Below are 22,354 nucleotides of genomic sequence, written 5' to 3'. Positions count from 1 at the left end.
GATGAAGGACGCCCTGCGCGCCCGCGCCACGGTCGGCGAGGTGTGCAACGCCCTGCGCGAGGTCTGGGGCACCTACGTGCCGAGCGACGCCTTCTGAGCCGCGTTCCCACTCCGCAGGAGTGACCGGGGGCGGGGCACCCCCGCCCCCGGTCACTCCTGCGGGGAGCGGGCAGCGGGCCCCGGGTGCGTCGGCGCCGCTCCCGGCCTCTCCGCCGACGCCCTCCTCGGCCGCGACGGCCGGCCGCCCGTCTTCCGGGCGGCCGACAGCATGTCCCCGGACGGCCGGCGGCCCGTCCCGCGGAATGCGGAATCCAGGATCCGGAGCCCGGAACCGGAGTGCCGCGCCCGCGTGCGACACTCCTGCCATGTTCGGCGTCATCGACCTCCCCACCTACCTCGCGGGCCTCGTCCTGATCGTGCTGCTGCCCGGGCCCAACTCGCTGTACGTGCTGTCCGTGGCCGCGCGCCGCGGGGTGCGGGCCGGTTACCGGGCCGCCGCCGGCGTGTGGTGCGGGGACACGGTGCTGATGACGCTGTCGGCGGCCGGCGTCGCCTCGCTGCTCCAGGCCAACGCCGTGCTGTTCGGCATCGTGAAGTACGCGGGCGCCGGCTATCTGACCTGGCTCGCCGTCGGCATGATGCGCGCCGCGTGGAGCCTGTGGCGCACGCGCGGCGAGCGGGCGGCGCGGGACCCGGAGGCGCCCGCCGCCACGGCCGCCGACGAGCGGCCGCTGCGCAAGGCGCTGGTCATCAGCCTGTTCAATCCGAAGGCGATCCTGTTCTTCGTCGCCTTCTTCGTGCAGTTCGTCGACCCCGGGTACGCCCACCCGGCGCTGTCCTTCGTCGTGCTCGGCGCCTTCGCGCAGCTGTTCAGCTTCCTGTACCTGTCGGCGCTGATCTTCAGCGGCACGAGGCTGGCCGCCGCCTTCCGGCGCCGCAGGCGGCTCTCGGCGGGCGCCACGTCGGCGGCCGGCGTCCTCTTCCTCGGCTTCGCGGTCAAGCTCTCGCTGGCGAGCGCCTAGGCCGTCACCGCGCGGCCGCTCCCGCGCCGAGCGCCCGCGGGAGGGCCGCGTCCGCGCCGAGCGTCCGCGTCAGATGGGCGACGGCGCCCTCGACACCGTCCCCGGACCACGCCACGTACCCGTCGGGCCGGACGAGGAACACCCCCGTGCCGTAGGGCGCGTACGCCGGGACGCGGACGGTGCGCACGACGGCCGGGCCGGTTCCGGGCGACTCGGTGCCTTCGGCCGCGTCCGCACCGGCACCGGGGTCCGTGCCGACCGTGAGCAGCGTCCAGTGGGGCCCGCGGAACGCGTCGAGCAGGGAGATCCCGCCGGGGTTCCCCAGCGGCGCGCGGTCGCCGGCCCGCAGGGCCCCGTCCGGCAGGTCCGCGCGGGTCTCGGCCGTGAGCGAGGAGCCGCGGTAGCCGAGTCCCAGCTGCTGCGTCGCCGCGCCCCGGCGGACCTCGCCGCGGTGGACGCCGGTGGACAGGCCCAGCATGTGCGCCGCCACCGGCCGCCGCTCCTCCTCGTAGGTGTCGAGGAGCGGGTCCGGGGCCCCGCCGCGCAGCACCGCGCCCAGCTTCCAGCCGAGGTTGTACGCGTCCTGCACGCTGGTGTTGAGGCCCTGCCCGCCGGCCGGCGAGTGCACGTGCGCGGCGTCGCCCGCGAGGAACACCCGGCCCGCGCGGAACCGGTCGGCCAGTGCGGCCCGCGGCCGGAAGTCCGAGGCCCAGCGCACCTCGGTGACGTCGTCCGCGCCGAGGTGGGTGCGGGCGGCGATCACCGCGCGCACGGCGTCCGGGCTCGTGTCCACGGCCGTGCCCGCCGGGAACTGCGCCGCGAGCTGGAAGTCCTCGATGTGCGGCAGCGGGCAGAGCGCCAGGTGCCCGTGCCCGTCGCGCGGCGGGAACATGTGCCAGTTGTCGCGGTCCAGGCCCCGGAGGCGGACGTCGGCGACCAGCACCGGACGCGGGTCCACCGTCTCGCCGGTCATGCCGACGCCGAGGGCGCGCCGCACGGCCGAGCGGCCGCCGTCGGCGGCGACGGCGTAGCGGGCGCGGACCGGCCCGCCCGCGGCGAACCGCGCGGTCACCCCGTCGCCGTCCTGCGCGATCCCCACCAGCTCCCGCCCGAAGGCGACCGAGCCGCCCAGTTCGGTGAGGCGCGCGAAGAGGATCTCCTGCGTGCGCCACTGCGGCAGCATCCACGGCCGCGTGAACGGCTCGCTCTCGGTCGGCTCCGTCTCGTCGAACATCCGGTGCTCGCCCTTGCGCTCCCCGTCCTCCCAGACCATCCCGACCGGGTACGGGCCGCCCGCCGCGCGCACGGCCTCCCGTACGCCGAGGTCGTCGAGGACCTCCATCGTGCGCGGCTGGATCCCCTTGCCGCGCGAGCCGGGGAAGAGGGCCCCGGACCGCTCCACGACCAGCGCCCGCACCCCGCGCCGGGCGAGGTCGACACCGAGCGCGAGCCCGGTCGGCCCCGCCCCCACGATCAGTACGTCCGTCTCCGTCGTCCCCGTGCGTGCCGCATCGCTCACGGGAGCCTCCTTAACGCTGTTAAGTGCCGTCGTTCCCGAGCGTGGACTTAACGCTGTTAAATTGTCAAGCGTGAGCATGGAACCGACCGGACGGAAGACGGCGCGACTGGACCGCGGGCGCGTGGCCGACACGGCGCTGCGGCTGCTGAACGAGGTGGGCCTGGACGGGCTCACCCTGCGCGCCATCGCCAAGGAGCTGGACGTCAAGGCCCCGGCCCTGTACTGGCACTTCAAGGACAAGCAGGCGCTGCTCGACGAGATGGCGACGGAGATGTACCGCCGGATGGCGGCCGGCGTGACGCTTCCGCACGGCGCGACCTGGCGCGAGCGGCTGCTGGTGTCCAGCCGCGGGCTGCGCACCGCCCTGCTGGACTACCGCGACGGCGCCAAGGTCTTCAGCGGCTCCCGCTTCACGGGCGCCGAGCACGGGGCCGCGATGGAGGACAACCTGCGCGCCTTCACGGCGGCGGGCTTCACGCTCGCGCAGGCCGTGCGCGCGACCACCACGGCGTACCTGTTCACACTCGGCTTCGTCACCGAGGAGCAGGGCGTGCAGCCGCTGCCGGGCGAGCGCCGCGCGGGCTTCGACGTGGCCGAGCGCGCCCGGCTGCTGGCCGACTTCCCCCTGACCGCGGCCGCGGGACCGGAGATCTTCGAGAACTACGACGAGCACTTCGAGGAGGGGCTCGCGCTGGTGGTGGAGGGGATCGCGGCGCGCTACGGCGTCACGTGAGACGTACGGCCGGGGCCGCCGGCCTCGTGGACGAGGCCGGCGGTGCGCCCGAGGGATCCCGCCCGGGGTTCAGCGCGGCGCCGACAGCGCCTTGCGCAGCCGGGGCGCCAGCCGGTCCTCCACGCAGCGGTTCAGCAGCCAGGCCAGGACCAGCATCGTCGCCACCGTCAGCGGGAAGGTGGCGTACGACGGGATGCCCAGGTGCCGGTGGTACGCCTCGACGGCGACCCAGCCCAGGTGCTCGTGGACCAGGTAGAAGGGGTAGGTCAGCGCGCCCGCGACCGTCAGCCAGCGCCAGTTCGCCCAGCTGAGCCAGCCGAGCGCGATCGCGGCGACGGCCAGGTGGCCGAGGGTGACGACCAGCACGATGCCGAACGAGGTGCGGTAGGAGAAGAACTCCGGGTTCGGCGCGTGCCACAGCCGGTCCACCGCGTAGTGCTGGCCGATCAGCCAGTTGACGCCCACGATGCCCCAGGCGTACGGGTCGCGGCGGTCGCGGTGCACGAGGTAGAGGCCGATGCCGCTGATGAAGAACGGCGCGTACTCGGGCATCAGGACCAGGTCGAGCAGCGGCTCGTCCGCCGCCTCGGCGAGCGCCGCCGCGAGCGTCCAGCCCGCGCAGAACAGCACGACCCGCTGCCGGGAGGCGCCCGGCAGCACGATGCACAGCGCGAACAGCGCGTAGAAGCGGACCTCCGCCCACAGCGTCCAGCACACGCCGAGGACCCGGTCCACGCCCAGCGGCTGCTGCATCATCGTCAGGTTCACCAGGGCGTCGCTCGGCGACACCGCCTCGTACGCCACCGCCGGCAGTGCGAAGACGGCCGTCACCAGGACGATCGCGGCCCAGTAGGAGGGCAGCAGGCGCGAGGCGCGCGAGGCGAAGAACGACCGCAGGGTGCGCCCCCAGCCGCTCATGCAGATCACGAAGCCGCTGATGACGAAGAAGACCTGCACGCCGAGACAGCCGTAGGCGAACCACTCGTGCAGCGTGGGGAACTGGAGCCTCGGCGAGGTGCCCCACGCCTCGGCGATCTCGCCGTCGCGGCCGCCGTAGTGGTACGCGGCGACCATCAGGGCGGCGACCAGGCGCAGTCCGTCGAGCGCGCGCAGGCGCGGCGCGTGCTTGCGGGGGCCCGACGGCGGCGGGACGTCGGCTCCGGTCCCGGTCCCGGTGCCGGCTCCGGGCTCGGGCTTCGCCGGAACGATCTCTATCGCACTCATCCGAGGGTCGCCCGCTTCAGCGAGCGCGCCCGGCGGGCCACGCGGCGCACGGTCGCGTTGCGCGGGATGAAGGCGAGCTGCGGCGGTACGGCGCCGGGCAGGGCGAGCGAGGTGAGCCGCCGCCGCTTGAAGTACCGCCAGGTGTGGTCGTCCAGACGCCGGGTCAGGTACCGCTCGGCGGCCGGGCGCAGGCCCGGGTAGATCTTGGGCTGCATCGCGTAGCCCACGGTCCGCACCAGCTCGGTCAGGTCCTCCGTGGACAGACCGGGGCGCTGTGCGGCGACCGCCTCCCGGTCGGTCAGCTCCGGCAGCAGCGCGTCGACGATCGTGACGGGGACGCGGTTGCTGTTCTCGTACGGGGTGAGCCGGTCCAGCAGCGGTCCGGTGCCGATCCGGGCGACCGGCAGGCCGTACAGCGCGGAGGCCGTGAGCAGGGCGGTGGAGAAGCAGCCGACGACGAGCGCGGGACGCATCCGCTGGTACAGCACCTCGGCGAGGACCGGGGTGTCCAGGACCGTCAGCTCGGCGCCGATCTTCTCGGCCTCCTTCTCCAGCGTGCGCGACCAGCGCGCGGGGGCCGTCGGGTGCGGCTTGAACACCAGGCGGGTGTGGCCGAGCAGGACGGCGCCCCGGACCATCCGCACGTGCAGGTCCTCCTCCTCCTCGGCGGTGAGGATGCCGAGGGCGGAGAGGTACTGGCCGAGCAGCAGCGCGGGCGCCTCGACGGCGGGCAGCGCCCCGCCGGTGTCGGCCAGGTCGCCCAGCACCTTCACGAAGGCGTCCGTCGGCACGACCTCCGGCCCGACGCCGAACTCCGTGAGCAGCAGCGGCCTCAGGCCCGGCACCAGGTCCAGGTGGAGCAGGCGGTCCACGCGGGTGCCGACCAGCGGGTCGATCTTGCTGCGGGTGGGGCCGTAGCTCATCAGGCCGTCCGCGTACACCGTCACCGGGGCGCCCATGAAGATCTGCGCGATGCCGAGGGCAGGGTTGACCTGGATGGACTCCACGGCCAGTTCGACGTCGTCGTCGCCCAGGCGCCAGGCGAGGCGCAGATGGCGCTCCCACAGCGGCACGTCGTCCGGGCGCGGCGCCCAGCCGCCCGGGTGGAAGGGCGAGATGGTCTCGTTCCACGAGATCACGTCGTCGAACCGGTCGCGCAGCCGCTCGAAGCCGGGCATCCCGTCCAGCGGCGGCGTGGTCTCCGGCGTGGCCGCGTTGTTGGAGACCAGCAGGACGCGCCGGTCCGCGGGGCGGAAGAGGTCGCAGTCCAGGGCGGCGGCGAGCGTGGCCGTCCCGTACAGCGTCGAGGCGAGGAAGATCTGGGTGGTCACGCGGCCGCCCCCGCCCCGGCCGGACGGCGGCGCAGCCGGCGCAGCCGGGTCGCGCGCTGGACGTCCATGGAATCGAGGGCCTCGTCCAGGACGTCCTGCGGCATGCGGCGCAGCGCGACGGTACTCATCGACTTCAATTTCCGTGCCACGGCGGGCTCGAACCTTTCGATGGATCCCAGGTGATGGGAAATAATCGCACAGTACGTGCGCACGGCTTTCGGCAGCAGTTTGTCCGCGTCCCGGTCCGCGGCGGTCTCCTCGATCACCTGGTCGAATGCCCGGATGAAATCGAGTTGCCGCACATCGCCGATCTGGGTGAGCGAGGAGGCGACCCCGCGCCGGTAGAACACCCCGAGCAGTCCCACCGTGGCGAAGGAGTCGGCCTCGCGGTGCAGCCGCCAGATCCACGGCCGGTCCTCGGCGGTGCGCAGCCCGTCGGTGAAGTGCAGCAGCCCGCGGTCCAGCAGTCGGCGGTGGTAGATCCCCGCCCAGGCGTAGGCGTAGTCGACGGAGGTGGAGCGGTCGGCGGGCAGGATGGCGTCGCGCGGGTCCATGACGACGCCCCGCCGGCCGTGCGGCACCCGGTGGACCGAGCGCGCCCGCGCCGTGCACTGCACATGGTCGGTGCGGACGAAATCGCAGCCCAGGTCCTCGATGGAGGCGAGGAGCCGCTCGTAGTACCCGGGCGCGAGCCAGTCGTCGCCGTCGAGGAACGTCAGGTACTCGCCGCGCGCGGCGTCGATGCCGGTGTTGCGCGCGGTCGCCAGCCCTCCGTTCTGCTCGTGTCTGATCAGCACGGCGCCCGGGAGCTCGCGCTCCGCGCGCGCGAGCACGTCCGGTGTCCCGTCGCGCGAGCAGTCGTCGACGAGAATGAACTCGAAGTCCTCGCGCGCGTTGGCGCGCAGGCTCTTCAGGGTGTCGGGCGCGTATTGCTGCACGTTGTAGAACGGCACGATGACGGAGAGCTTGACCACGGACGTGACGTTAGGCGGCGGCCCGGCATTCGTCTTTACCCGTAGTGGGATAGCAGGTGAACGACGCGTGGCGGAACAGTGAACCGGTTCTTTTCCGGGGCCGTTCCCGAGCCGATTTCCCATTCGTCGACGTGCTGTTAACCGTTTGTTGCATTCGGGTTGGGCCGCACATCGGAATGCCTTCCTAGCTTTTTCGACGTGCCAGAAAGAACGACGAGGTCCCTGCGGGTCGCCGTCCTCGCGGACTCCGACACCCGGTGGAAGTGGGGCGCGCTCACCGCGCACCGCATCGCATCGGACGGTCCGGACGTCCGTCTCGACGGTTTCCTGCTGCGGGGCCGTGCCACCCCCACCGCCCGTCAGCTCGACGAGGTCGGCGTCCGCGCGGACTCCCTGCGCGAGGTGACCGCCGCCGAGTTCCTGCGCGCCATGGGCGCGCAGGGCGACGGGGACGCGCAGGGCGACGGGGACGCGGCGTACGACGTCGTCGTGCTCGCCCTCGTCGGCGGCGGGGTCCAGGCGATGCTGCACGGCCTGGCCCACGTCTGGCGGGGCCGCACCCGGCGGCCCGTGGTCGTCACCGGCTACGTCGGCGTCGTCTACGAGAAGCTCGCCGACGGCCTGCTGCTGCGGCACGGCGCGGACCTCGTCCTCGCCAACTCCCGCCAGGACGCCGAGCGCTTCCGCGCCGTGTACGAGGGCGTGGGCGCCGACGCCGCGTCGGTCACCGAGGTGGCGCTGCCCTTCCTCGGCGGCGCCCCGTACGAGAAGCACGACCCGTACACGGTCGTCTTCGCCGCCCAGCCCTCCGTCCCGGACAACCGCAGGGACCGCACGTACCTGCTGGAGCGGCTCGTCCGGCACGCGAAGCTGCACCCCGGGCGCGAGGTGCTGCTCAAGCTGCGCTCCAAGCCGGGCGAGCACACCACGCACATCGAGGAGCTGCCGTACCAGAAGCTGGTGCAGCGCCTGGACCCGCCGGCCAACTTCCGGCTCGTGTACGGCCACATGGGCGAGGTCCTGGACCGCACCGACCTGCTGGTCACGGTCAGCTCGACGGCCGCCCTCGAGGCCCTGCACCGGCGCGTGCCCACGGTCCTGCTGACCGACCTGGGCGTGCGCGAGGCGCTCGGCAACCACCACTTCGTCGGCTCCGGGTGCCTGGCCTCCTGGGACCAGCTCGACGCCGGGCACCTGCCGGAGCCCGACGAGGAGTGGGTCGCCCGGCAGGGCGTCGCGGCCGAGGGAGGCTACGAGACCGCCTTCGACGCGGCGCGGGAGCGCATCGCCGCCCTGCTCGGCGCGGACCGGCTGCCCCCGCTCGCCCCCTACTACACGCCCGTCACCGCGCCCGGCTACCTGCCCGGCGTCCTCGCCCGCCACCACCTCGCGCCCGACGGCAGCCCGCTGCCCGGCGCGCCCGACGCCGAGCGCGAACCGGGCCCGGTCCGGCAGATCGTGCGCCGGGCGGCGCGCGGCGCCTACCGGCACGGCGTCCAGCGCGTGGCGCCCGTGATCCGCCGGATGGGCGAGCTGTGAGCGCCTCCGACGCGGACGGCGCCGCCGCGCACGCCTTCATCCCCTCCCAAGGAGTACAGCCCATGTCCCAGCCGGAAGCACCGGAGGCCGGCCGGCCGGCCGCGGTGCGCCGCGTGCTCGCGGTGATCCCCGCCCGCGGCGGCTCCAAGGGCGTCCCCGCGAAGAACCTCGCCCCCGTCGGCGGCGTGCCGCTGGTCGCCCGCGCCGTGCGCGCCTGCCGCACGTCCCGCCTGGTCACGGACGTCGTCGTGTCCACCGACGACCAGGAGATCGCCGCCGTGGCGAGAGCGGCCGGCGCCGAGGTGGTGCTGCGCCCCGCCGCCATCGCCGGCGACACCGCCACCTCCGAGGCCGCCGTCCTGCACGCCATGGACGCCCACGAGGCCCTGCACGGCGCCGAGGTGGACGTCGTCCTCCTGGTGCAGTGCACGAGCCCGTTCCTCGCCCGAGAGGACATCGACGGCGTCGCCGGCGCGGTGGCGGAGAACGGCGCGGACACGGCCCTGACCGTGGCGCCCTTCCACGGCTTCGTCTGGCGCGACGCGGCCGACGACCCGGCGGTCGCGGGCGCCGGCGCCACCGCGCGGGCCAACGGCGGCGCCACCACCGTCACCGGGGTCACCGCCGCGGAGGGCGGCTACGGCGTCAACCACGACAAGTCCTTCCGGCCCCGCCGCCAGGACCGCCCCCAGGACCTGCTGGAGACCGGCGCCGCCTACGCGATGGACGCCGCGGGCTTCCGCGCCCACGGGCACCGCTTCTTCGGCCGCACGGACCTCGTGCGCACCGACCCCGCACGGGTCCTGGAGATCGACGACCCGCACGACCTCGCCCGCGCCCGGGCCCTCGCGCCCCTCTTCGACGCGGACCTCCCCGAAGACCCCGACTCCGCGCGGACCCCCACGGGTCCGCTCCCCACCGCCGACGACGTCGACGCGGTGGTCCTCGACTTCGACGGCACCCAGACCGACGACCGGGTGCTGATCGACTCCGACGGACGCGAGTTCGTCTCCGTGCACCGCGGGGACGGACTCGGCATCGCGGCCCTCCGCAGGAGCGGCCTGCCGCTGCTGATCCTGTCCACGGAGCAGAACCCGGTCGTCGCCGCCCGCGCACGGAAGCTGAAGGTCCCCGTGCTGCACGGCATCGACCGGAAGGACCTCGCACTCAAGCAGTGGTGCGAGGAGCAGGGCATCGCGCCTGAGCGCGTGCTCTACGTCGGCAACGACGTCAACGACCTCCCGTGCTTCGGCCTCGTCGGCTGGCCCGTGGCGGTCGCGAGCGCCCACGACGTCGTGCGCGGCGCCGCACGCGCGGTCACCACCGTCCCCGGTGGCGACGGCGCGATCCGGGAGATCGCCGGCTGGATCCTCGGCCCCTCCCTCGACCCTCTCGACAAGTAAGGAACTTCTCTTCCATGAGCACCAACTCCCGCCTGCGCAAGTTCGGCTCGAAGACCGCCGGCCCGGGGCAGCCCGTCTACGTCGTCGGCGAGATCGGCATCAACCACAACGGCGAGCTCGAGAACGCGTTCAAGCTGATCGACGCGGCCGCCGAGGCCGGCTGCGACGCCGTGAAGTTCCAGAAGCGCACCCCGGAGATCTGCACCCCGCGCGACCAGTGGGACATCGAGCGCGACACCCCCTGGGGCCGCATGACCTACATCGACTACCGCCACCGCGTGGAGTTCGGTGAGGACGAGTACCGCCAGATCGACGAGTACGCCAAGAGCAAGGGCATCGACTGGTTCGCCTCCCCGTGGGACACCGAGGCCGTCGCCTTCCTGGAGAAGTTCGACGTCCCGGCCCACAAGGTGGCCTCCGCCTCCCTGACCGACGACGAGCTGCTGCGCGCCCTGCGCGCCACCGGCCGCACGGTCATCCTCTCCACCGGCATGTCGACGCCGAAGCAGATCCGCCACGCCGTCGAGGTCCTGGGCAGCGACAACATCCTGCTCTGCCACGCCACCTCGACCTACCCGGCGAAGGCGGAGGAGCTGAACCTGCGCGTCATCAACACCCTCCAGGCCGAGTACCCGAACGTCCCGATCGGCTACTCCGGCCACGAGACCGGCCTGCAGACCACGCTCGCCGCGGTCGCCCTCGGCGCCACCTTCGTCGAGCGTCACATCACCCTCGACCGCGCCATGTGGGGCTCGGACCAGGCCGCCTCCGTGGAGCCGCAGGGCCTCGCGCGCCTCGTCCGCGACATCCGCATCATCGAGGAGTCCCTCGGCGACGGCGTCAAGAAGGTCTACGAGTCCGAGCTCGGCCCGATGAAGAAGCTGCGCCGCGTCCAGGGCGTCGTCGCCGAGGCGGAGATCGCCGCGGCGGCGGGCGAGCCGGTCACGGTCTGATCCCCCTCCCGCCCACCCCAAGGGAAGCGACGGCAGAACGTCGATGAGTCCCCGCGCCGGGTCCGCCGGCCCCCAGTCACCCGACACCCTGGCCTTCGTCGAGAGCCCGGTGCAGCTCCTCAACGTCCTGGAGTGGGCGCACCTGCACGCGCTCGGGACCGGTCCGGCCCCGGCCGCCGGCGGGCCGGGGCGCGCCCCGGCCGGCGCGGCGCCGGGACCCGGCGCGGGACTCGCCCTCGTCGTGCTGTCGCCCGTCGACCCGATGACGCGGGGCCAGCTGCGCCGCATGGCGGAGCTGGCCCGCCAGGAGGGGCACGAGGTCCGCTGGGAGGAGGCGCGCGGCGGTGCCGCGGCACCGTTCCGGACGATCGGCTCCCTGGCCCCGCTACTGCGCAGGGCCCGCCGGATCGTCCTGGGGGACCCCTTCTCCCGCTACGTCCAGCTGCTGCTCACCATCGCGCGCGCCCGCGACCTGGTGGTCGTGGACGACGGCACGGCGACGATGGAGTTCGTCTCCCAGCTGGCGCGCGGCGAGCGGCTGGTGCGCTGGCACCGGCGCGGCGGCCGCCCCGGCCCCCGCGACCTGGTGTTCGCGCCGGTCTCGGCCTCGGCGCGGCGCCGGCTCACCCCGGGGGAGCGGCGGCGGGTGGAGGTCTTCTCCTCGATGCCGATCACCGAGGCCCCCGAGGGCGTCCGGGTCTCGGTGAACGACTTCGCCTGGACCCGCGCCCGCTTCGGCCCGCCCCGCGTCACCGCGGGCGCGGACCTCGTCGGCACCTCCCTGGTGGAGACCGGGGTCGTGGACGCCGACCGCTACCTGGAGGCGGTCAGGGGCCTGGCGCGGGCCCACCGCGCCGCCCGCTACTTCGCGCACCGCCGCGAGAGCACCGAGAAGCTGCACCGTCTGGCCACCGAGGTCGGGCTGGAGATCGTCCGCCCCGACCTCCCGCTGGAGCTGATCGCCCGCCGCGGGCCCATCGGCCGGACGGTCCTCAGCTTCCCCTCGACCGTGGTCCACACCCTCCCGCTGGCCCTGGCCGGCACGGAGGTCCGGGTGGCGGTCTGTGACATAGACCCCACGTGGCTCACCGCACACGCCTCTCCCCGCGCCCAGGGCTTCCTCTCCGGAGTGACGGGTACGGCTCGGGACGTCCACCGGCTGTCGGCGGTCGCCGGCTGAGGACGGGGTGACGGAGCGGGACGTCCGGGAGTGTCCGGGACGTCCCGCTCCGGCGCTTTCAGGCCGTTATCGGACTCCTGTCCGGCAGGTGAACGGAACCGCGGGCGTGTGCGGCGCCGTGGTATGCGTAGGAGTTCCTGTCATGGACGCACAGGTTCCGGACGGGAATGAACCCTCCATCCTCGGGGTTCTTCCACGGAGGGCGAGCGGTCACCGCCGACCGTCTCTGCGGGCTTGCCCGGAAAGCCGGGCGAGTTTACCCGTCCTGCCCGAAAGTTATGCGCCACGCGGACAAGTTTTCTTCCCCGAACGGGTTGAATTTTTGTTGATCGTCCGTCAGTCGGCCGCCACGTCGTCCTACCCTTCAGAGGGTGAACCAACTGATGTCCCTAGAGTCCGAGGCCGACACCCACGGGGAAGCCGCGCTTCCCGGCACGCTGCCCGAGGCCCTGCGTGCCGAGCTGATCGCCTTCCGCCGCGATCTGCACATGCACCCCGAACTGGGCAACCAGGAGTTCCGCACCACCGCCGCGATCAAGGCCCGCCTGGAGCAGGCCGGCCTCGCGCCCCGCGTGCTGCGCACCGGTACCGGCCTCGTCTGCGACATCGGCGAGCCGGACCCGGCCCGTCCGATGCTGGCGCTGCGCGCCGACATCGACGCGCTGCCCATCCCGGACACGAAGGCCGACTGCCCCTACCGGTCGACCGTCCCCGACCGCGCCCACGCCTGCGGCCACGACGTGCACACCACCGTCGTCCTCGGCGCGGGCCTCGTCCTCGCCGACCTGCACCGCCAGGGCCTGCTCCGGCGTGCCGTGCGGCTGATCTTCCAGCCCGCCGAGGAGGTACTGCCGGGCGGGGCGCAGGAGGTCGTCGAGTCCGGCGGGCTCGACGGCGTCGGCAGGATCGTCGCCGTGCACTGCGACCCGAAGGTCGAGGCGGGCCGGGTCGGCCTGCGGCACGGCGCCATCACCTCCGCCTGCGACCGCCTGGAGGTGGCGCTCGACGGGCCCGGCGGCCACACCGCGCGCCCGCACCTCACCACCGACCTGGTGACCGCCGTCGCCCGGGTCGCCGTGGACGTGCCGGCCGTGGTCGCGCGGCGCGTCGACGCCCGCTCGGGCCTCTCGGTGACCTGGGGCCGCATCGAGTCCGGGCACGCGTGCAACGTGGTCCCGCAACACGCCGAGCTGGCCGGCACCGTCCGCTGCCTGGACCTGGCCGCCTGGCGCGCCGCGCCCGACATCGTGCACGCCGCGATCGACGAGGTCGCCACCCTGCACCGCGCCAAGTCGCAGATCAACTACATCCGCGGCGTCCCGCCGGTCGTCAACGACGCGGCCGTCACCGAGCTGCTGCGCGAGGCGATGACCGCCCGCCGGGGCGCGGAGTCCGTGGAGGACACCGAGCAGAGCCTGGGCGGCGAGGACTTCTCCTGGTACCTGGAGCACGTCCCCGGCTCGATGGCCCGCCTCGGCGTCCGCAGGCCCGGCGACCACGTCGTCCGCGATCTGCACCAGGGCGACTTCGACGCCGACGAGTCGGCCATCACGGCGGGCGTCGAGCTGTTCACCGCGGCGGCCCTGCTGGACGCCGGCGTCTGACCGGGACGGGGTGCCGGCCGATGCCCGGCCGGTACCCCTTCGTCCCCTTGCGTCACCCGCCCGTAACCGGCGCGGCACGAACGCGACCGGCCACCAGCACGAATGGATAACAGCACGGCGGTACCCCGTTCCCCGCCCTTTCTACGCGCGTTAATGTGCGCCGAACTCAGCGCCCACTGCGGAGCTTTGAAGAATGGGGAACTTCACCATGCGTCGGACATCCGGACTGACCCGCGTCGCGGTGGGGGTCGCGTCGCTCGCGCTCGCCACCGCGGCCTGCGGCGGCACCAGCAGCGAGGCCGGGAACGAGGACGAGGGCGGCGGGAAGGAGAAGGGACTCGCCATCGCGTACGACATCGGCGGCCGGGGCGACCAGTCCTTCAACGACGCCGCGTACGCGGGCCTGAAGAAGGCGAAGAGCGAGTTCGGCTACGCCACCGCCGACATCGAGCCCACCGAGGGCGAGACGGACGCCGACAAGGTGCAGCGTCTGACCTCCCTGGCCAAGCAGGGCCACAACCCCATCATCGGGGTCGGCTTCGCGTACGGCCCCGCGATGGAGGAGGTCGCCAAGAAGTACCCGAAGACCACCTTCGGCATCGTGGACTCGGTCGTCGAGGGCGACAACGTGGCCTCCCTGGTCTTCGCCGAGAACGAGGCCTCGTACCTCGCCGGCGTCGCCGCCGCCAAGGCGACGAAGTCCAATACCGTGGGCTTCGTGGGCGGGGTGGACGTCCCGCTGATCCACAAGTTCGAGGCGGGCTTCGAGCAGGGCGTCAAGGACACGAACCCGAAGGTGAAGGTCCTCTCCCAGTATCTGACCCAGACCGCGGAGGAGGGCGGCTTCTCCAGCCCGGACAAGGGCAAGGCCGCCGCCGAGGCGCAGCTGGAGAAGAACGCCGACGTCATCTACCAGGCCGCCGGGCTCTCCGGGCAGGGTGTCATCGAGGCCGCCGCCACCGAGAAGAAGTGGGCGATCGGCGTCGACTCGGACCAGTACAAGCAGGGAGCCCTCGCCAAGTACAAGGACTACATCCTGACCTCGGCACTCAAGGACGTCGGTGGTTCGGTGTACGCGCTCGCCAAGTCCGTCGAGGACGGCAAGCCGCTGACCGGCACGCAGACCTTCGACCTCGAGGCCGACGGCGTGGGCCTGTCCGAGAGCAACCCCGGGTTCGCGAAGATCGCCGGGCTCTCGGACGCCGTGGCGAAGGCCAAGGAGGGCATCATCGACGGGTCGATCAAGGTGAGGACCGAGTAGCCGGCGCCCTTTCGGGGAGGCGGGCGCACATCCCGCCCGCCTCCCCGCGCGACCGGCCGGAGAGCCACCCTCCGGAGCCGTGCGACCGCCCTCGGCGACGGCCTCATAACGAGGCGGTCAGTCTGTATAACAAGGTGGACAGAAGGGGTTTTCTCGTCGGTCTACGCGCGTTAATCTGCCGCGGAGCCAGAGCGCCGCCCCCGATCCCCGCCAGGCGCTCGTACGACAGGAGCAACACCATGCGCCGGGTTTCCCGCCTTACGGTCGCGGGCGCAGCGACCGCTTCCCTCGCCCTCGCCCTCTCGGCCTGCGGCGGCACCTCCACCGAGAGCTCGTCCTCCTCGGAGTCCAAGGGCGACAAGGGCCTCGCCATCGCCTACGACGTCGGCGGCAAGGGCGACCAGTCCTTCAACGACGCCGCGTACGCGGGCCTGGAGCAGGCGAAGAAGGAGTTCAAGTACGAGACGGCCGACGTCGAGCCCACCGACGGCGAGACGGACGCCGACAAGACCCAGCGCCTTGTCTCGCTGGCCAAGCAGGGCTACAACCCCATCATCGGGGTCGGCTACGCCTACGCGCCCGCCGTCAAGGCGGCCGCGGAGAAGTACCCGGACACCACCTTCGGCATCGTCGACGACTCCACCGTCGAGGCGGACAACGTCGCCGACCTGGTCTTCGCCGAGCAGGAGGCCTCCTACCTCGCCGGTGTCGCCGCCGCGAAGAGCACCGAGACGAACACCGTGGGCTTCGTGGGCGGCGTGGACAACCCGCTGATCCACAAGTTCCAGGCCGGCTTCGAGCAGGGCGTCAAGGACACGGACTCCAAGGTCAAGGTCATTTCCCAGTACCTGACCCAGACCGCGGAGGAGGGCGGCTTCTCCAGCCCCGACAAGGGCAAGGCCGCCGCCGAGGGCCAGATCGAGAAGAAGGCCGACGTGATCTACGCCGCCGCCGGCCTGTCCGGCCAGGGCGTGATCGAGGCGGCCTCCGCCAACAAGGTCTGGGCGATCGGCGTCGACTCCGACCAGTACCGGCAGAAGGCGCTCGCCGCGTACAAGGACTCCATCCTCACCTCGGCCACGAAGGACGTCGCCAAGGCGGTGTACACGCTTGCCAAGGCGGTCGAGGACGGCAAGCCCGAGGGCGGTATCGTCAGGGGCGATCTGAAGAGCGGTGAGGTCGGCCTCGCGGACTCGAACCCGAAGTTCAAGGACGACGCCGAGCTCCAGAAGGCCATCGAGACGGCCAAGGAGAAGATCATCAGCGGCGAGATCAAGGTCAAGTCCAGCTGACGCAGCAGGAGCACGAGCAGCCGATCACCACGGGGTTGCGACCGCTCGACGGGGGACGGGAAGGCCGGCTTCCCGTCCCCCGTTCGGCGGTGGGGCGCCCCGCTTTGTTTGCCGTAGGGGCGCTACGCGCGTAGACGACCCCCTTTCCCTAGGAGAGTGCGTTATCAACGCGTCCAGCAGCCCTCCGGCCGGCGCGGCGGTCAGCGGTCAGGCGACCGCCGTCGAGCTCGCCGGGATCACCAAACGCTTCCCGGGCGTCGTGGCCAACCACGACATCCGCCTCACCGTCCGCAAGGGCACCGTCCACGCCCTCGTCGGCGAGAACGGCGCCGGCAAGTCGACGCTGATGAAGATCCTCTACGGCATGCAGAAGCCGGACGAGGGCACCATCAAGGTCGACGGCGAGCAGGTCTCCTTCTCCTCGCCCGCCGACGCCATCGCCCGCGGCATCGGCATGGTCCACCAGCACTTCATGCTCGCCGACAACCTCACGGTGCTGGAGAACGTGGCGCTGGGCAGCGAGAAGCTGTACGGCATCGGCGGCCGGGCCCGGCGCAGGATCGCGGAGATCTCCGACCGGTACGGCCTCGGAGTGCGCCCCGACGTCCTGGTCGAGGACCTCGGTGTCGCCGACCGCCAGCGCGTGGAGATCCTCAAGGTCCTCTACCGCGGCGCGAGAACCCTCATCCTCGACGAGCCCACGGCCGTGCTCGTGCCGCAGGAGGTCGACGCCCTCTTCGAGAACCTGCGCGAGCTGAAGTCCGAGGGCCTCTCGGTCATCTTCATCTCCCACAAGCTGGGCGAGGTGCTGTCGGTCGCCGACGACATCACGGTCGTCCGGCGCGGTACGACGGTCGGCACGGCCGTCCCCTCCGAGACCACGCCCCGCCAGCTCGCCGAGCTGATGGTGGGCAGCGAGCTGCCGACGCCGGAGACCAGCGAGTCCACGGTCACCGACCGCCCGGTCCTCACCGTGAAGGACCTGCGCCTGGAGGCCGCCGGCGGCAAGGCGCTGCTCGACGACATCACCTTCACCATCCACGCGGGCGAGGTCCTGGGCCTCGCCGGTGTCGAGGGCAACGGCCAGACCGAGCTCATCGACGCGCTCATCGGCCTCAAGCACGCCGACTCCGGCACCATCGCGCTGGAGGCCGAGGAGATCACCGCCTGGCCCACGCGCAAGCGCCGCGAGGAGGGCGTCGGCTACATCCCCGAGGACCGCCACCGCCACGGCCTGCTCCTCGAGGCCCCCCTGTGGGAGAACCGCATCCTCGGCCACGTCACCGAGAAGCCCAACGCCAAGGGCTTCTGGCTGGACCCGAAGGCGGCCCAGGAGGACACGCGGCGCATCGTCGAGGAGTACGACGTCCGCACCCCCGGCATCGACGTCACCGCCGCCTCGCTGTCCGGCGGCAACCAGCAGAAGCTGATCGTCGGCCGCGAGATGAGCCACAAGCCGCGCTTCCTCATCGCCGCCCACCCCACCCGCGGCGTGGACGTCGGCGCGCAGGCCCAGATCTGGGACCAGATCCGCGAGGCCCGCCGCGAGGGTCTGGCCGTGCTCCTGATCTCCGCCGACCTGGACGAGCTGATCGGCCTCTCCGACACGCTCCGTGTGATCTACAACGGCAGGCTGGTCGCGGACGCCGACCCCGCCACGATCACCCCGGAGGAGCTCGGCTCGGCGATGACCGGTGCCGCCACCGGGCACCTGGAGCACGAGGAGACGCCGGAGAGCCCGGCCAAGGGCGCGAAGACCACCCCGGCGGAGGCCGCCCCGCAGGCCGACGCAGACGCCCCGGAAGACGAGGCCCGCTGATGAAGAAGTTCGACAAGGAGCGCGTGCTCCTCGCGGTGGCCGGGCCGGTCATCGCGCTCGCCGTGGCCTTCGCCCTGACCTCGATCGTGCTGATCGCCTCGGGCAAGAACCCGGTCGAGCCCTACACCCTGATGTTCCAGCAGGCCACGTACTCCGACATCCAGGTCCTGATCATCAACCAGGCCTCGATGTACTACATCGCGGCGCTGGCGGTGGCCATCGGCTTCCGGATGAACCTGTTCAACATCGGCGTGGACGGCCAGTACCAGCTCGCCGCCATGGTGGCCGCGGTCGTCGGCGCCCACGTGGCGCTGCCGGCCGCCCTGCAGCTCCCGCTGCTGATCCTGACCGCGCTGCTCACCGGCGCGTTCTGGTCGGGCATCGCCGGTGTCCTGAAGGTCACCCGCGGCGTCAGCGAGGTCGTCGCGACGATCATGCTCAACTCGATCGCGACCGCCGTCATCGGCTACCTCTGGCTGCCCACCGTCTTCGGCGTCAAGGTCGGCAACAACAACACCACCGGCGAGATGCACGAGTCCGGGTGGCTGCCCGGCATCGACATGGGCGCGGCCGGTGAGGTCTACGGCTTCGTGATCATCGCCGTCCTGCTCGGCATCGGCTACTGGGTCGTCCTCAACCGCACCCGCTTCGGCTTCGACCTGCGCGCCTCCGGCGCCTCGGAGTCCGCCGCCGCGGCCAGCGGTGTGAACCCCAAGCGCATGGTGCTCACGGCGATGCTGCTCTCCGGCGCGATCTCGGGCCTCGCGGGCCTGCCGATCCTGCTCGGCGACACCCACACGTACAGCCTGAACTTCCCGACCGGCATCGGCTTCCTGGGCATCGGCATCGCCCTGCTCGGCCGCAACAGCCCCACCGGTATCGCCTTCGCCGCCCTGCTGTGGGCCTGGCTCGACAAGGCCTCGCCCGAGCTGGACTTCCACGGGTACGACAAGGAGATCGCGGTCATCATGCAGGGCCTGATCGTCCTCGCGGTCGTCGTCTCCTACGAGGCCGTCCGCGAGTGGGGCCTGCGCCGCCAGCAGCGCCGGGTCGGCGCGGAGCTCGCGGCGGGCCACGTCCTCGGCGCCTCCGCCTCCCCCTCCGCCAACAAGACCGAGAAGCAGGAGGTGGCGGGCCGATGACCACGACTACCGACCTCAACCAGCCCACGCGGGAGTCGTCCGCGGCCCCCGCCGGCCGCCGGCTGTCACTGCCCGCCGTGCTGCTGATCATCGCGGGCGGGCTGGCTCTGACCTCGCTCGTCCGCATCATCACCGGCGCCGACGGCATCACCAACGTCAGCCAGATGTCCACCGCCCTCGAACTGGCCGTCCCGATCGGGCTCGCCGGCCTCGGCGGTCTGTGGGCCGAGCGCGCGGGCGTCGTCAACATCGGCCTCGAGGGCATGCTGATCCTCGGCACCTGGTTCGGCGCCTGGGCCGGCTACCAGTGGGGCCCGTGGACCGGTGTCGTGCTCGGCATCGTCGGCGGCGCGATCGGCGGTCTGCTGCACGCGATCGTCACCGTCACCTTCAACGTGAACCACATCGTCTCCGGTGTGGCGATCAACATCCTCGCCCTCGGCGCCACCCGCTACCTCGCCCCGCTCGCCTTCGAGGGCGTGGAAGGCGGCACGGCCAAGCAGTCCCCGCCGGTGGACTCCCTCGGCGACTTCACGGTGCCGGGGCTGTCGTCCGCGCTGAGCGACCTCAACGCCCACGGCTGGTTCCTCGTCTCGGACCTCGCGGGCCTGCTCGGCGGCCTGGTCACCAACGTCTCCTGGCTGACCCTGATCGCCGTCGCGCTGATCCCGGCCACCTGGTGGATCCTGTGGCGCACCTCCTTCGGCCTGCGCCTGCGCTCCTGCGGCGAGAACCCGGTCGCGGCCGAGTCCCTCGGCGTGAACGTCTACAAGTACAAGTACCTGGCCGTGATCATCTCCGGCGGTCTGGCCGGTCTCGGCGGCGTCTTCCTCTCCATCGTCGCCAACCCCTTCTACCTGGAGGGCCAGACCAGCGGCCGCGGCTACATCGGTCTCGCCGCGATGATCTTCGGCAACTGGATGCCGGGCGGCCTCGCCATCGGCGCCGGCCTGTTCGGCTACACCGACAGCCTCAACCTGCGCGGCGGCTCCGAGAACGTCCACGCGCTGCTGCTGCTCGGCGCGATCCTGCTGGTCATCGGCGCCGTCTGGACGGCGATCCGGAAGAAGTACGTCCAGGCCGCGGTCACCTTCGTCGTCGGCGTGCTGGTCTTCGCCTGGTACGCGGGCACCAACGAGGTGCCCAACCAGGTCGTCTCCGCCACGCCGTACGTCATCACGCTGGTCGTCCTCGCGTTCTCCGCGCAGCGGCTGCGGGCGCCGAAGGCGGGCGGCCTGCCGTACCGGAAGGGGCAGGGCAAGTGACGGACACCTCCGCCGGCGTGGACTGGGAGAAGCTGCGCGCGGTGGCCCGGGACGCCATGTCCCGGGCGTACGCCCCGTACTCCGGCTACCCGGTCGGCGTCGCGGCCCTGGTCGACGACGGCCGGATCGTCTCCGGCTGCAACGTCGAGAACGCCAGCTACGGCCTCGGCCTGTGCGCCGAGTGCGGCCTGGTCTCCGAGCTGCAGAACACCGGCGGCGGCCGGCTCACGCACTTCACGTGCGTGGACGGCAAGGGCGAGGTGCTCGTGCCGTGCGGGCGCTGCCGCCAGCTGCTGTTCGAGTTCGGTGGACCCGACCTGGTCCTGGAGACGCCGGCCGGCCTCCTGCCGCTGTCCGAGATGCTGCCGCAGGCCTTCGGGCCGCAGCACCTCGGATGACGGACCACCTCGCGCACCACACCTCCGCGGCCCCTCCGACCCCGGTCGGCGGGGCCGCGGCCCATTCCCCTCTCTATGCGCGTAGAGTCGCGCGCGTACACAGGCATACGCAGGCAGCAGCCGGAAGGAACGCCATGGACGTCATCTCCGTCATCCGCACCAAGCGGGACCGCGGTGAACTCACCGACGAGCAGATCGACTGGGTGATCGACGCCTACACGCGCGGCGCCGTCGCCGACGAACAGATGTCCGCGCTGGCCATGGCCATCCTCCTGAACGGCATGAACCGGCGCGAGATCGCCCGCTGGACCGCCGCGATGATCGCCTCGGGCGAGCGCATGGACTTCGCCTCGCTGTCCCGGCCGACCGCCGACAAGCACTCCACGGGCGGCGTCGGCGACAAGATCACGCTCCCGCTGGCGCCCCTCGTCGCGGCCTGCGGCGCGGCCGTCCCGCAGCTCTCGGGCCGCGGCCTCGGCCACACCGGCGGCACCCTGGACAAGCTGGAGTCGATCCCCGGCTGGCGCGCGCTGCTGTCCAACGAGGAGATGCTCTCCGTCCTGGACTCCGTCGGCTCGGTCATCTGCGCGGCCGGCGACGGCCTCGCGCCCGCCGACAAGAAGCTCTACGCGCTGCGCGACGTGACCGGCACGGTGGAGGCCATCCCGCTGATCGCCTCCTCGATCATGTCCAAGAAGATCGCCGAGGGCACGGGCTCGCTGGTCCTGGACGTGAAGGTCGGCACGGGCGCCTTCATGAAGACGATCGAGGACGCGCGTGAGCTGGCCTCCACGATGGTCGGCCTCGGCACGGACCACGGCGTGCGGACCGTCGCGCTGCTCACCGACATGTCGACCCCGCTCGGCCTGACCGCGGGCAACGCCCTCGAAGTCCGCGAGTCGCTGGAGGTGCTGGCCGGCGGCGGCCCGGCCGACGTCGTCGAGCTGACCCTCGCCCTGGCCCGCGAGATGCTCGACGCGGCGGGCCTGAAGGACGCCGACCCGGCGAAGGCCCTCGCGGACGGCTCGGCGATGGACGTCTGGCGCCGCATGATCGCGGCCCAGGGCGGCGACCCGGACGCCCCGCTCCCCACCTCCCGCGAGCAGCACGTGGTCAAGGCCCCGTCGACGGGCGTGCTCACGCGCCTGGACGCGTACGACGTCGGTCTGGCCGCCTGGCGCCTGGGCGCGGGCCGCGCCCGCAAGGAGGACCCGGTGCAGGCCGCCGCGGGCGTCGAACTGCACGCGAAGCCGGGCGACGCGGTGACGGAGGGGCAGCCTCTGCTGACCCTGCACACGGACACGCCGGAGCGTTTCGCGTACGCCCTGGAGGCGCTGGGGTCCGCGTACGACGTGGCGGCGCCCGGCACGGCGTTCACGCCCTCCCCGGTCGTACTGGAACGTATCGCCTGACCTGCGGGTTCCCCGTACGGGTGAACGGGATCGGCGGACCTCCGCCGGTCCCGTTCGGCATGGTGCAGTCGACGGCGGACCGACTGGAGACCGTCATGGACGTCCTCGTCGTGAGCGAGGAGCCCGACCGGGCGGTCCCGCGGTGCCGCTCCACGGCGAGCCCGAGGGCGACGTCCACCAGGTGCTCTGCGTCGTGCAGTCCGGCGGGACCGCCGAGCTGCCGGACCCCTTCGGCCCGGCGCTCGGCACCTCGGAGTTCCCGGTCGGCTGAGCCCCGGCCGCC

At 72.5% G+C, this 22,354-nt stretch carries 19 protein-coding genes; 15 read left to right on the top strand and 4 right to left on the bottom strand.

Features of this window, described 5'->3' with window-relative positions; genetic code table 11:
* Positions 1–365 precede the first annotated feature (365 nt).
* Positions 366–1,022: a leucine efflux protein LeuE gene (gene leuE, locus IE271_RS05280; protein WP_190188963.1), complete on the top strand. Its 657-nt coding sequence runs from the start codon at positions 366–368 to the stop codon at positions 1,020–1,022.
* Positions 1,023–1,026: 4 nt separating this feature from the next.
* Here the strand turns inward: leuE and IE271_RS05275 are convergent, their stop codons facing one another.
* The gene (locus IE271_RS05275) at positions 1,027–2,541 is read right to left on the bottom strand and encodes an FAD-dependent monooxygenase (RefSeq protein WP_229919123.1); all 1,515 of its coding nucleotides are present in this window, start codon (positions 2,539–2,541) and stop codon (positions 1,027–1,029) included.
* Positions 2,542–2,617: 76 nt separating this feature from the next.
* Here IE271_RS05275 and IE271_RS05270 point away from each other — a divergent pair, with 76 nt between their 5' ends.
* Entirely contained in the window at positions 2,618–3,274 is a 657-nt protein-coding gene (locus tag IE271_RS05270) for a TetR/AcrR family transcriptional regulator C-terminal domain-containing protein (protein WP_190189000.1), read from the top strand.
* Positions 3,275–3,343: 69 nt separating this feature from the next.
* Here IE271_RS05270 and IE271_RS05265 read toward each other — a convergent pair whose 3' ends face one another.
* Genes IE271_RS05265 through IE271_RS05255 form a run of 3 tightly spaced genes read right to left on the bottom strand, consistent with a single transcriptional unit; the run spans position 3,344 to position 6,803 of the window.
* A complete protein-coding gene (locus IE271_RS05265) occupies positions 3,344–4,498 on the bottom strand; it encodes an acyltransferase family protein (protein ID WP_190188961.1) in 1,155 nt (384 codons plus the stop codon).
* A complete protein-coding gene (locus IE271_RS05260) occupies positions 4,495–5,829 on the bottom strand; it encodes a polysialyltransferase family glycosyltransferase (RefSeq protein ID WP_190188960.1) in 1,335 nt (444 codons plus the stop codon). The genes IE271_RS05265 and IE271_RS05260 overlap by 4 nt, the downstream gene beginning before the upstream one ends.
* On the bottom strand, positions 5,826–6,803 hold the full coding sequence (locus IE271_RS05255; RefSeq protein ID WP_190188959.1) for a glycosyltransferase family 2 protein: 978 nt from the start codon (positions 6,801–6,803) through the stop codon (positions 5,826–5,828). Before IE271_RS05255 ends, IE271_RS05260 begins: the two co-directional genes overlap by 4 nt.
* A gap of 198 nt (positions 6,804–7,001) precedes the next feature.
* Here IE271_RS05255 and IE271_RS05250 point away from each other — a divergent pair, with 198 nt between their 5' ends.
* The 13 genes from IE271_RS05250 (at position 7,002) to IE271_RS43250 (ending at position 22,342) form a co-directional block, all read left to right on the top strand.
* Positions 7,002–8,342 carry a DUF6716 putative glycosyltransferase gene (locus IE271_RS05250; protein WP_190188958.1) on the top strand — a complete coding sequence of 447 codons (1,341 nt, stop codon included), beginning with the start codon at positions 7,002–7,004 and terminating at the stop codon, positions 8,340–8,342.
* Positions 8,343–8,404: 62 nt separating this feature from the next.
* On the top strand, positions 8,405–9,745 hold the full coding sequence (locus IE271_RS05245; protein ID WP_190188957.1) for an N-acylneuraminate cytidylyltransferase: 1,341 nt from the start codon (positions 8,405–8,407) through the stop codon (positions 9,743–9,745).
* 14 nt (positions 9,746–9,759) lie between these two features.
* Positions 9,760–10,698 (top strand): N-acetylneuraminate synthase family protein, encoded by a 939-nt coding sequence (locus IE271_RS05240; protein ID WP_190188956.1) that lies wholly within the window; start codon positions 9,760–9,762, stop codon positions 10,696–10,698.
* Between the two features lie 43 nt (positions 10,699–10,741).
* The gene (locus IE271_RS05235; protein WP_190188955.1) at positions 10,742–11,878 is read left to right on the top strand and encodes a hypothetical protein; all 1,137 of its coding nucleotides are present in this window, start codon (positions 10,742–10,744) and stop codon (positions 11,876–11,878) included.
* A gap of 383 nt (positions 11,879–12,261) precedes the next feature.
* Entirely contained in the window at positions 12,262–13,482 is a 1,221-nt protein-coding gene (locus IE271_RS05230; RefSeq protein ID WP_190188954.1) for an amidohydrolase, read from the top strand.
* A 208-nt stretch (positions 13,483–13,690) separates the two neighbouring features.
* Positions 13,691–14,743, top strand: coding sequence for a BMP family lipoprotein (locus IE271_RS05225; protein ID WP_190188953.1), 1,053 nt, complete (start codon positions 13,691–13,693; stop codon positions 14,741–14,743).
* Positions 14,744–14,982: 239 nt separating this feature from the next.
* Positions 14,983–16,035, top strand: coding sequence for a BMP family lipoprotein (locus IE271_RS05220; protein WP_190188952.1), 1,053 nt, complete (start codon positions 14,983–14,985; stop codon positions 16,033–16,035).
* Positions 16,036–16,198: 163 nt separating this feature from the next.
* The gene (locus IE271_RS05215) at positions 16,199–17,854 is read left to right on the top strand and encodes an ABC transporter ATP-binding protein (RefSeq protein ID WP_190188999.1); all 1,656 of its coding nucleotides are present in this window, start codon (positions 16,199–16,201) and stop codon (positions 17,852–17,854) included.
* Positions 17,854–18,996: an ABC transporter permease gene (locus tag IE271_RS05210; RefSeq protein WP_190188951.1), complete on the top strand. Its 1,143-nt coding sequence runs from the start codon at positions 17,854–17,856 to the stop codon at positions 18,994–18,996. The genes IE271_RS05215 and IE271_RS05210 overlap by 1 nt, the downstream gene beginning before the upstream one ends.
* On the top strand, positions 18,993–20,261 hold the full coding sequence (locus IE271_RS05205; protein ID WP_190188950.1) for an ABC transporter permease: 1,269 nt from the start codon (positions 18,993–18,995) through the stop codon (positions 20,259–20,261). The genes IE271_RS05210 and IE271_RS05205 overlap by 4 nt, the downstream gene beginning before the upstream one ends.
* Complete coding sequence (locus IE271_RS05200) at positions 20,258–20,659, top strand: cytidine deaminase (protein ID WP_190188949.1); 402 nt, start codon at positions 20,258–20,260, stop codon at positions 20,657–20,659. Before IE271_RS05205 ends, IE271_RS05200 begins: the two co-directional genes overlap by 4 nt.
* A 134-nt stretch (positions 20,660–20,793) precedes the next feature.
* Positions 20,794–22,071 (top strand): thymidine phosphorylase, encoded by a 1,278-nt coding sequence (locus IE271_RS05195; protein ID WP_190188948.1) that lies wholly within the window; start codon positions 20,794–20,796, stop codon positions 22,069–22,071.
* A gap of 142 nt (positions 22,072–22,213) precedes the next feature.
* Positions 22,214–22,342 (top strand): hypothetical protein, encoded by a 129-nt coding sequence (locus IE271_RS43250; RefSeq protein WP_268256169.1) that lies wholly within the window; start codon positions 22,214–22,216, stop codon positions 22,340–22,342.
* The last annotated feature ends 12 nt before the right edge of the window (positions 22,343–22,354 follow it).

This window comes from Streptomyces minutiscleroticus (genome assembly GCF_014650875.1).
GTDB lineage: Bacteria > Actinomycetota > Actinomycetes > Streptomycetales > Streptomycetaceae > Streptomyces > Streptomyces minutiscleroticus.
The sequence above is the reverse complement of the archived record's forward strand: the minus strand, read 5'-3'. Positions and strand labels throughout refer to the sequence as shown.

What these genes read in the sequence shown, in the direction of transcription:
- leuE (WP_190188963.1), top strand. Translation starts at nt 366, where the DNA reads ATGTTCGGCGTCATCGACCTCCCCACCTACCTCGCGGGCCTCGTCCTG.
- IE271_RS05270 (WP_190189000.1), top strand. Translation starts at nt 2,618, where the DNA reads ATGGAACCGACCGGACGGAAGACGGCGCGACTGGACCGCGGGCGCGTG.
- IE271_RS05265 (WP_190188961.1), bottom strand. Translation starts at nt 4,498, where the DNA reads ATGAGTGCGATAGAGATCGTTCCGGCGAAGCCCGAGCCCGGAGCCGGC.
- IE271_RS05245 (WP_190188957.1), top strand. Translation starts at nt 8,405, where the DNA reads ATGTCCCAGCCGGAAGCACCGGAGGCCGGCCGGCCGGCCGCGGTGCGC.
- IE271_RS05240 (WP_190188956.1), top strand. Translation starts at nt 9,760, where the DNA reads ATGAGCACCAACTCCCGCCTGCGCAAGTTCGGCTCGAAGACCGCCGGC.
- IE271_RS05235 (WP_190188955.1), top strand. Translation starts at nt 10,742, where the DNA reads ATGAGTCCCCGCGCCGGGTCCGCCGGCCCCCAGTCACCCGACACCCTG.
- IE271_RS05230 (WP_190188954.1), top strand. Translation starts at nt 12,262, where the DNA reads ATGTCCCTAGAGTCCGAGGCCGACACCCACGGGGAAGCCGCGCTTCCC.
- IE271_RS05225 (WP_190188953.1), top strand. Translation starts at nt 13,691, where the DNA reads ATGCGTCGGACATCCGGACTGACCCGCGTCGCGGTGGGGGTCGCGTCG.
- IE271_RS05220 (WP_190188952.1), top strand. Translation starts at nt 14,983, where the DNA reads ATGCGCCGGGTTTCCCGCCTTACGGTCGCGGGCGCAGCGACCGCTTCC.
- IE271_RS05210 (WP_190188951.1), top strand. Translation starts at nt 17,854, where the DNA reads ATGAAGAAGTTCGACAAGGAGCGCGTGCTCCTCGCGGTGGCCGGGCCG.
- IE271_RS05205 (WP_190188950.1), top strand. Translation starts at nt 18,993, where the DNA reads ATGACCACGACTACCGACCTCAACCAGCCCACGCGGGAGTCGTCCGCG.
- IE271_RS05195 (WP_190188948.1), top strand. Translation starts at nt 20,794, where the DNA reads ATGGACGTCATCTCCGTCATCCGCACCAAGCGGGACCGCGGTGAACTC.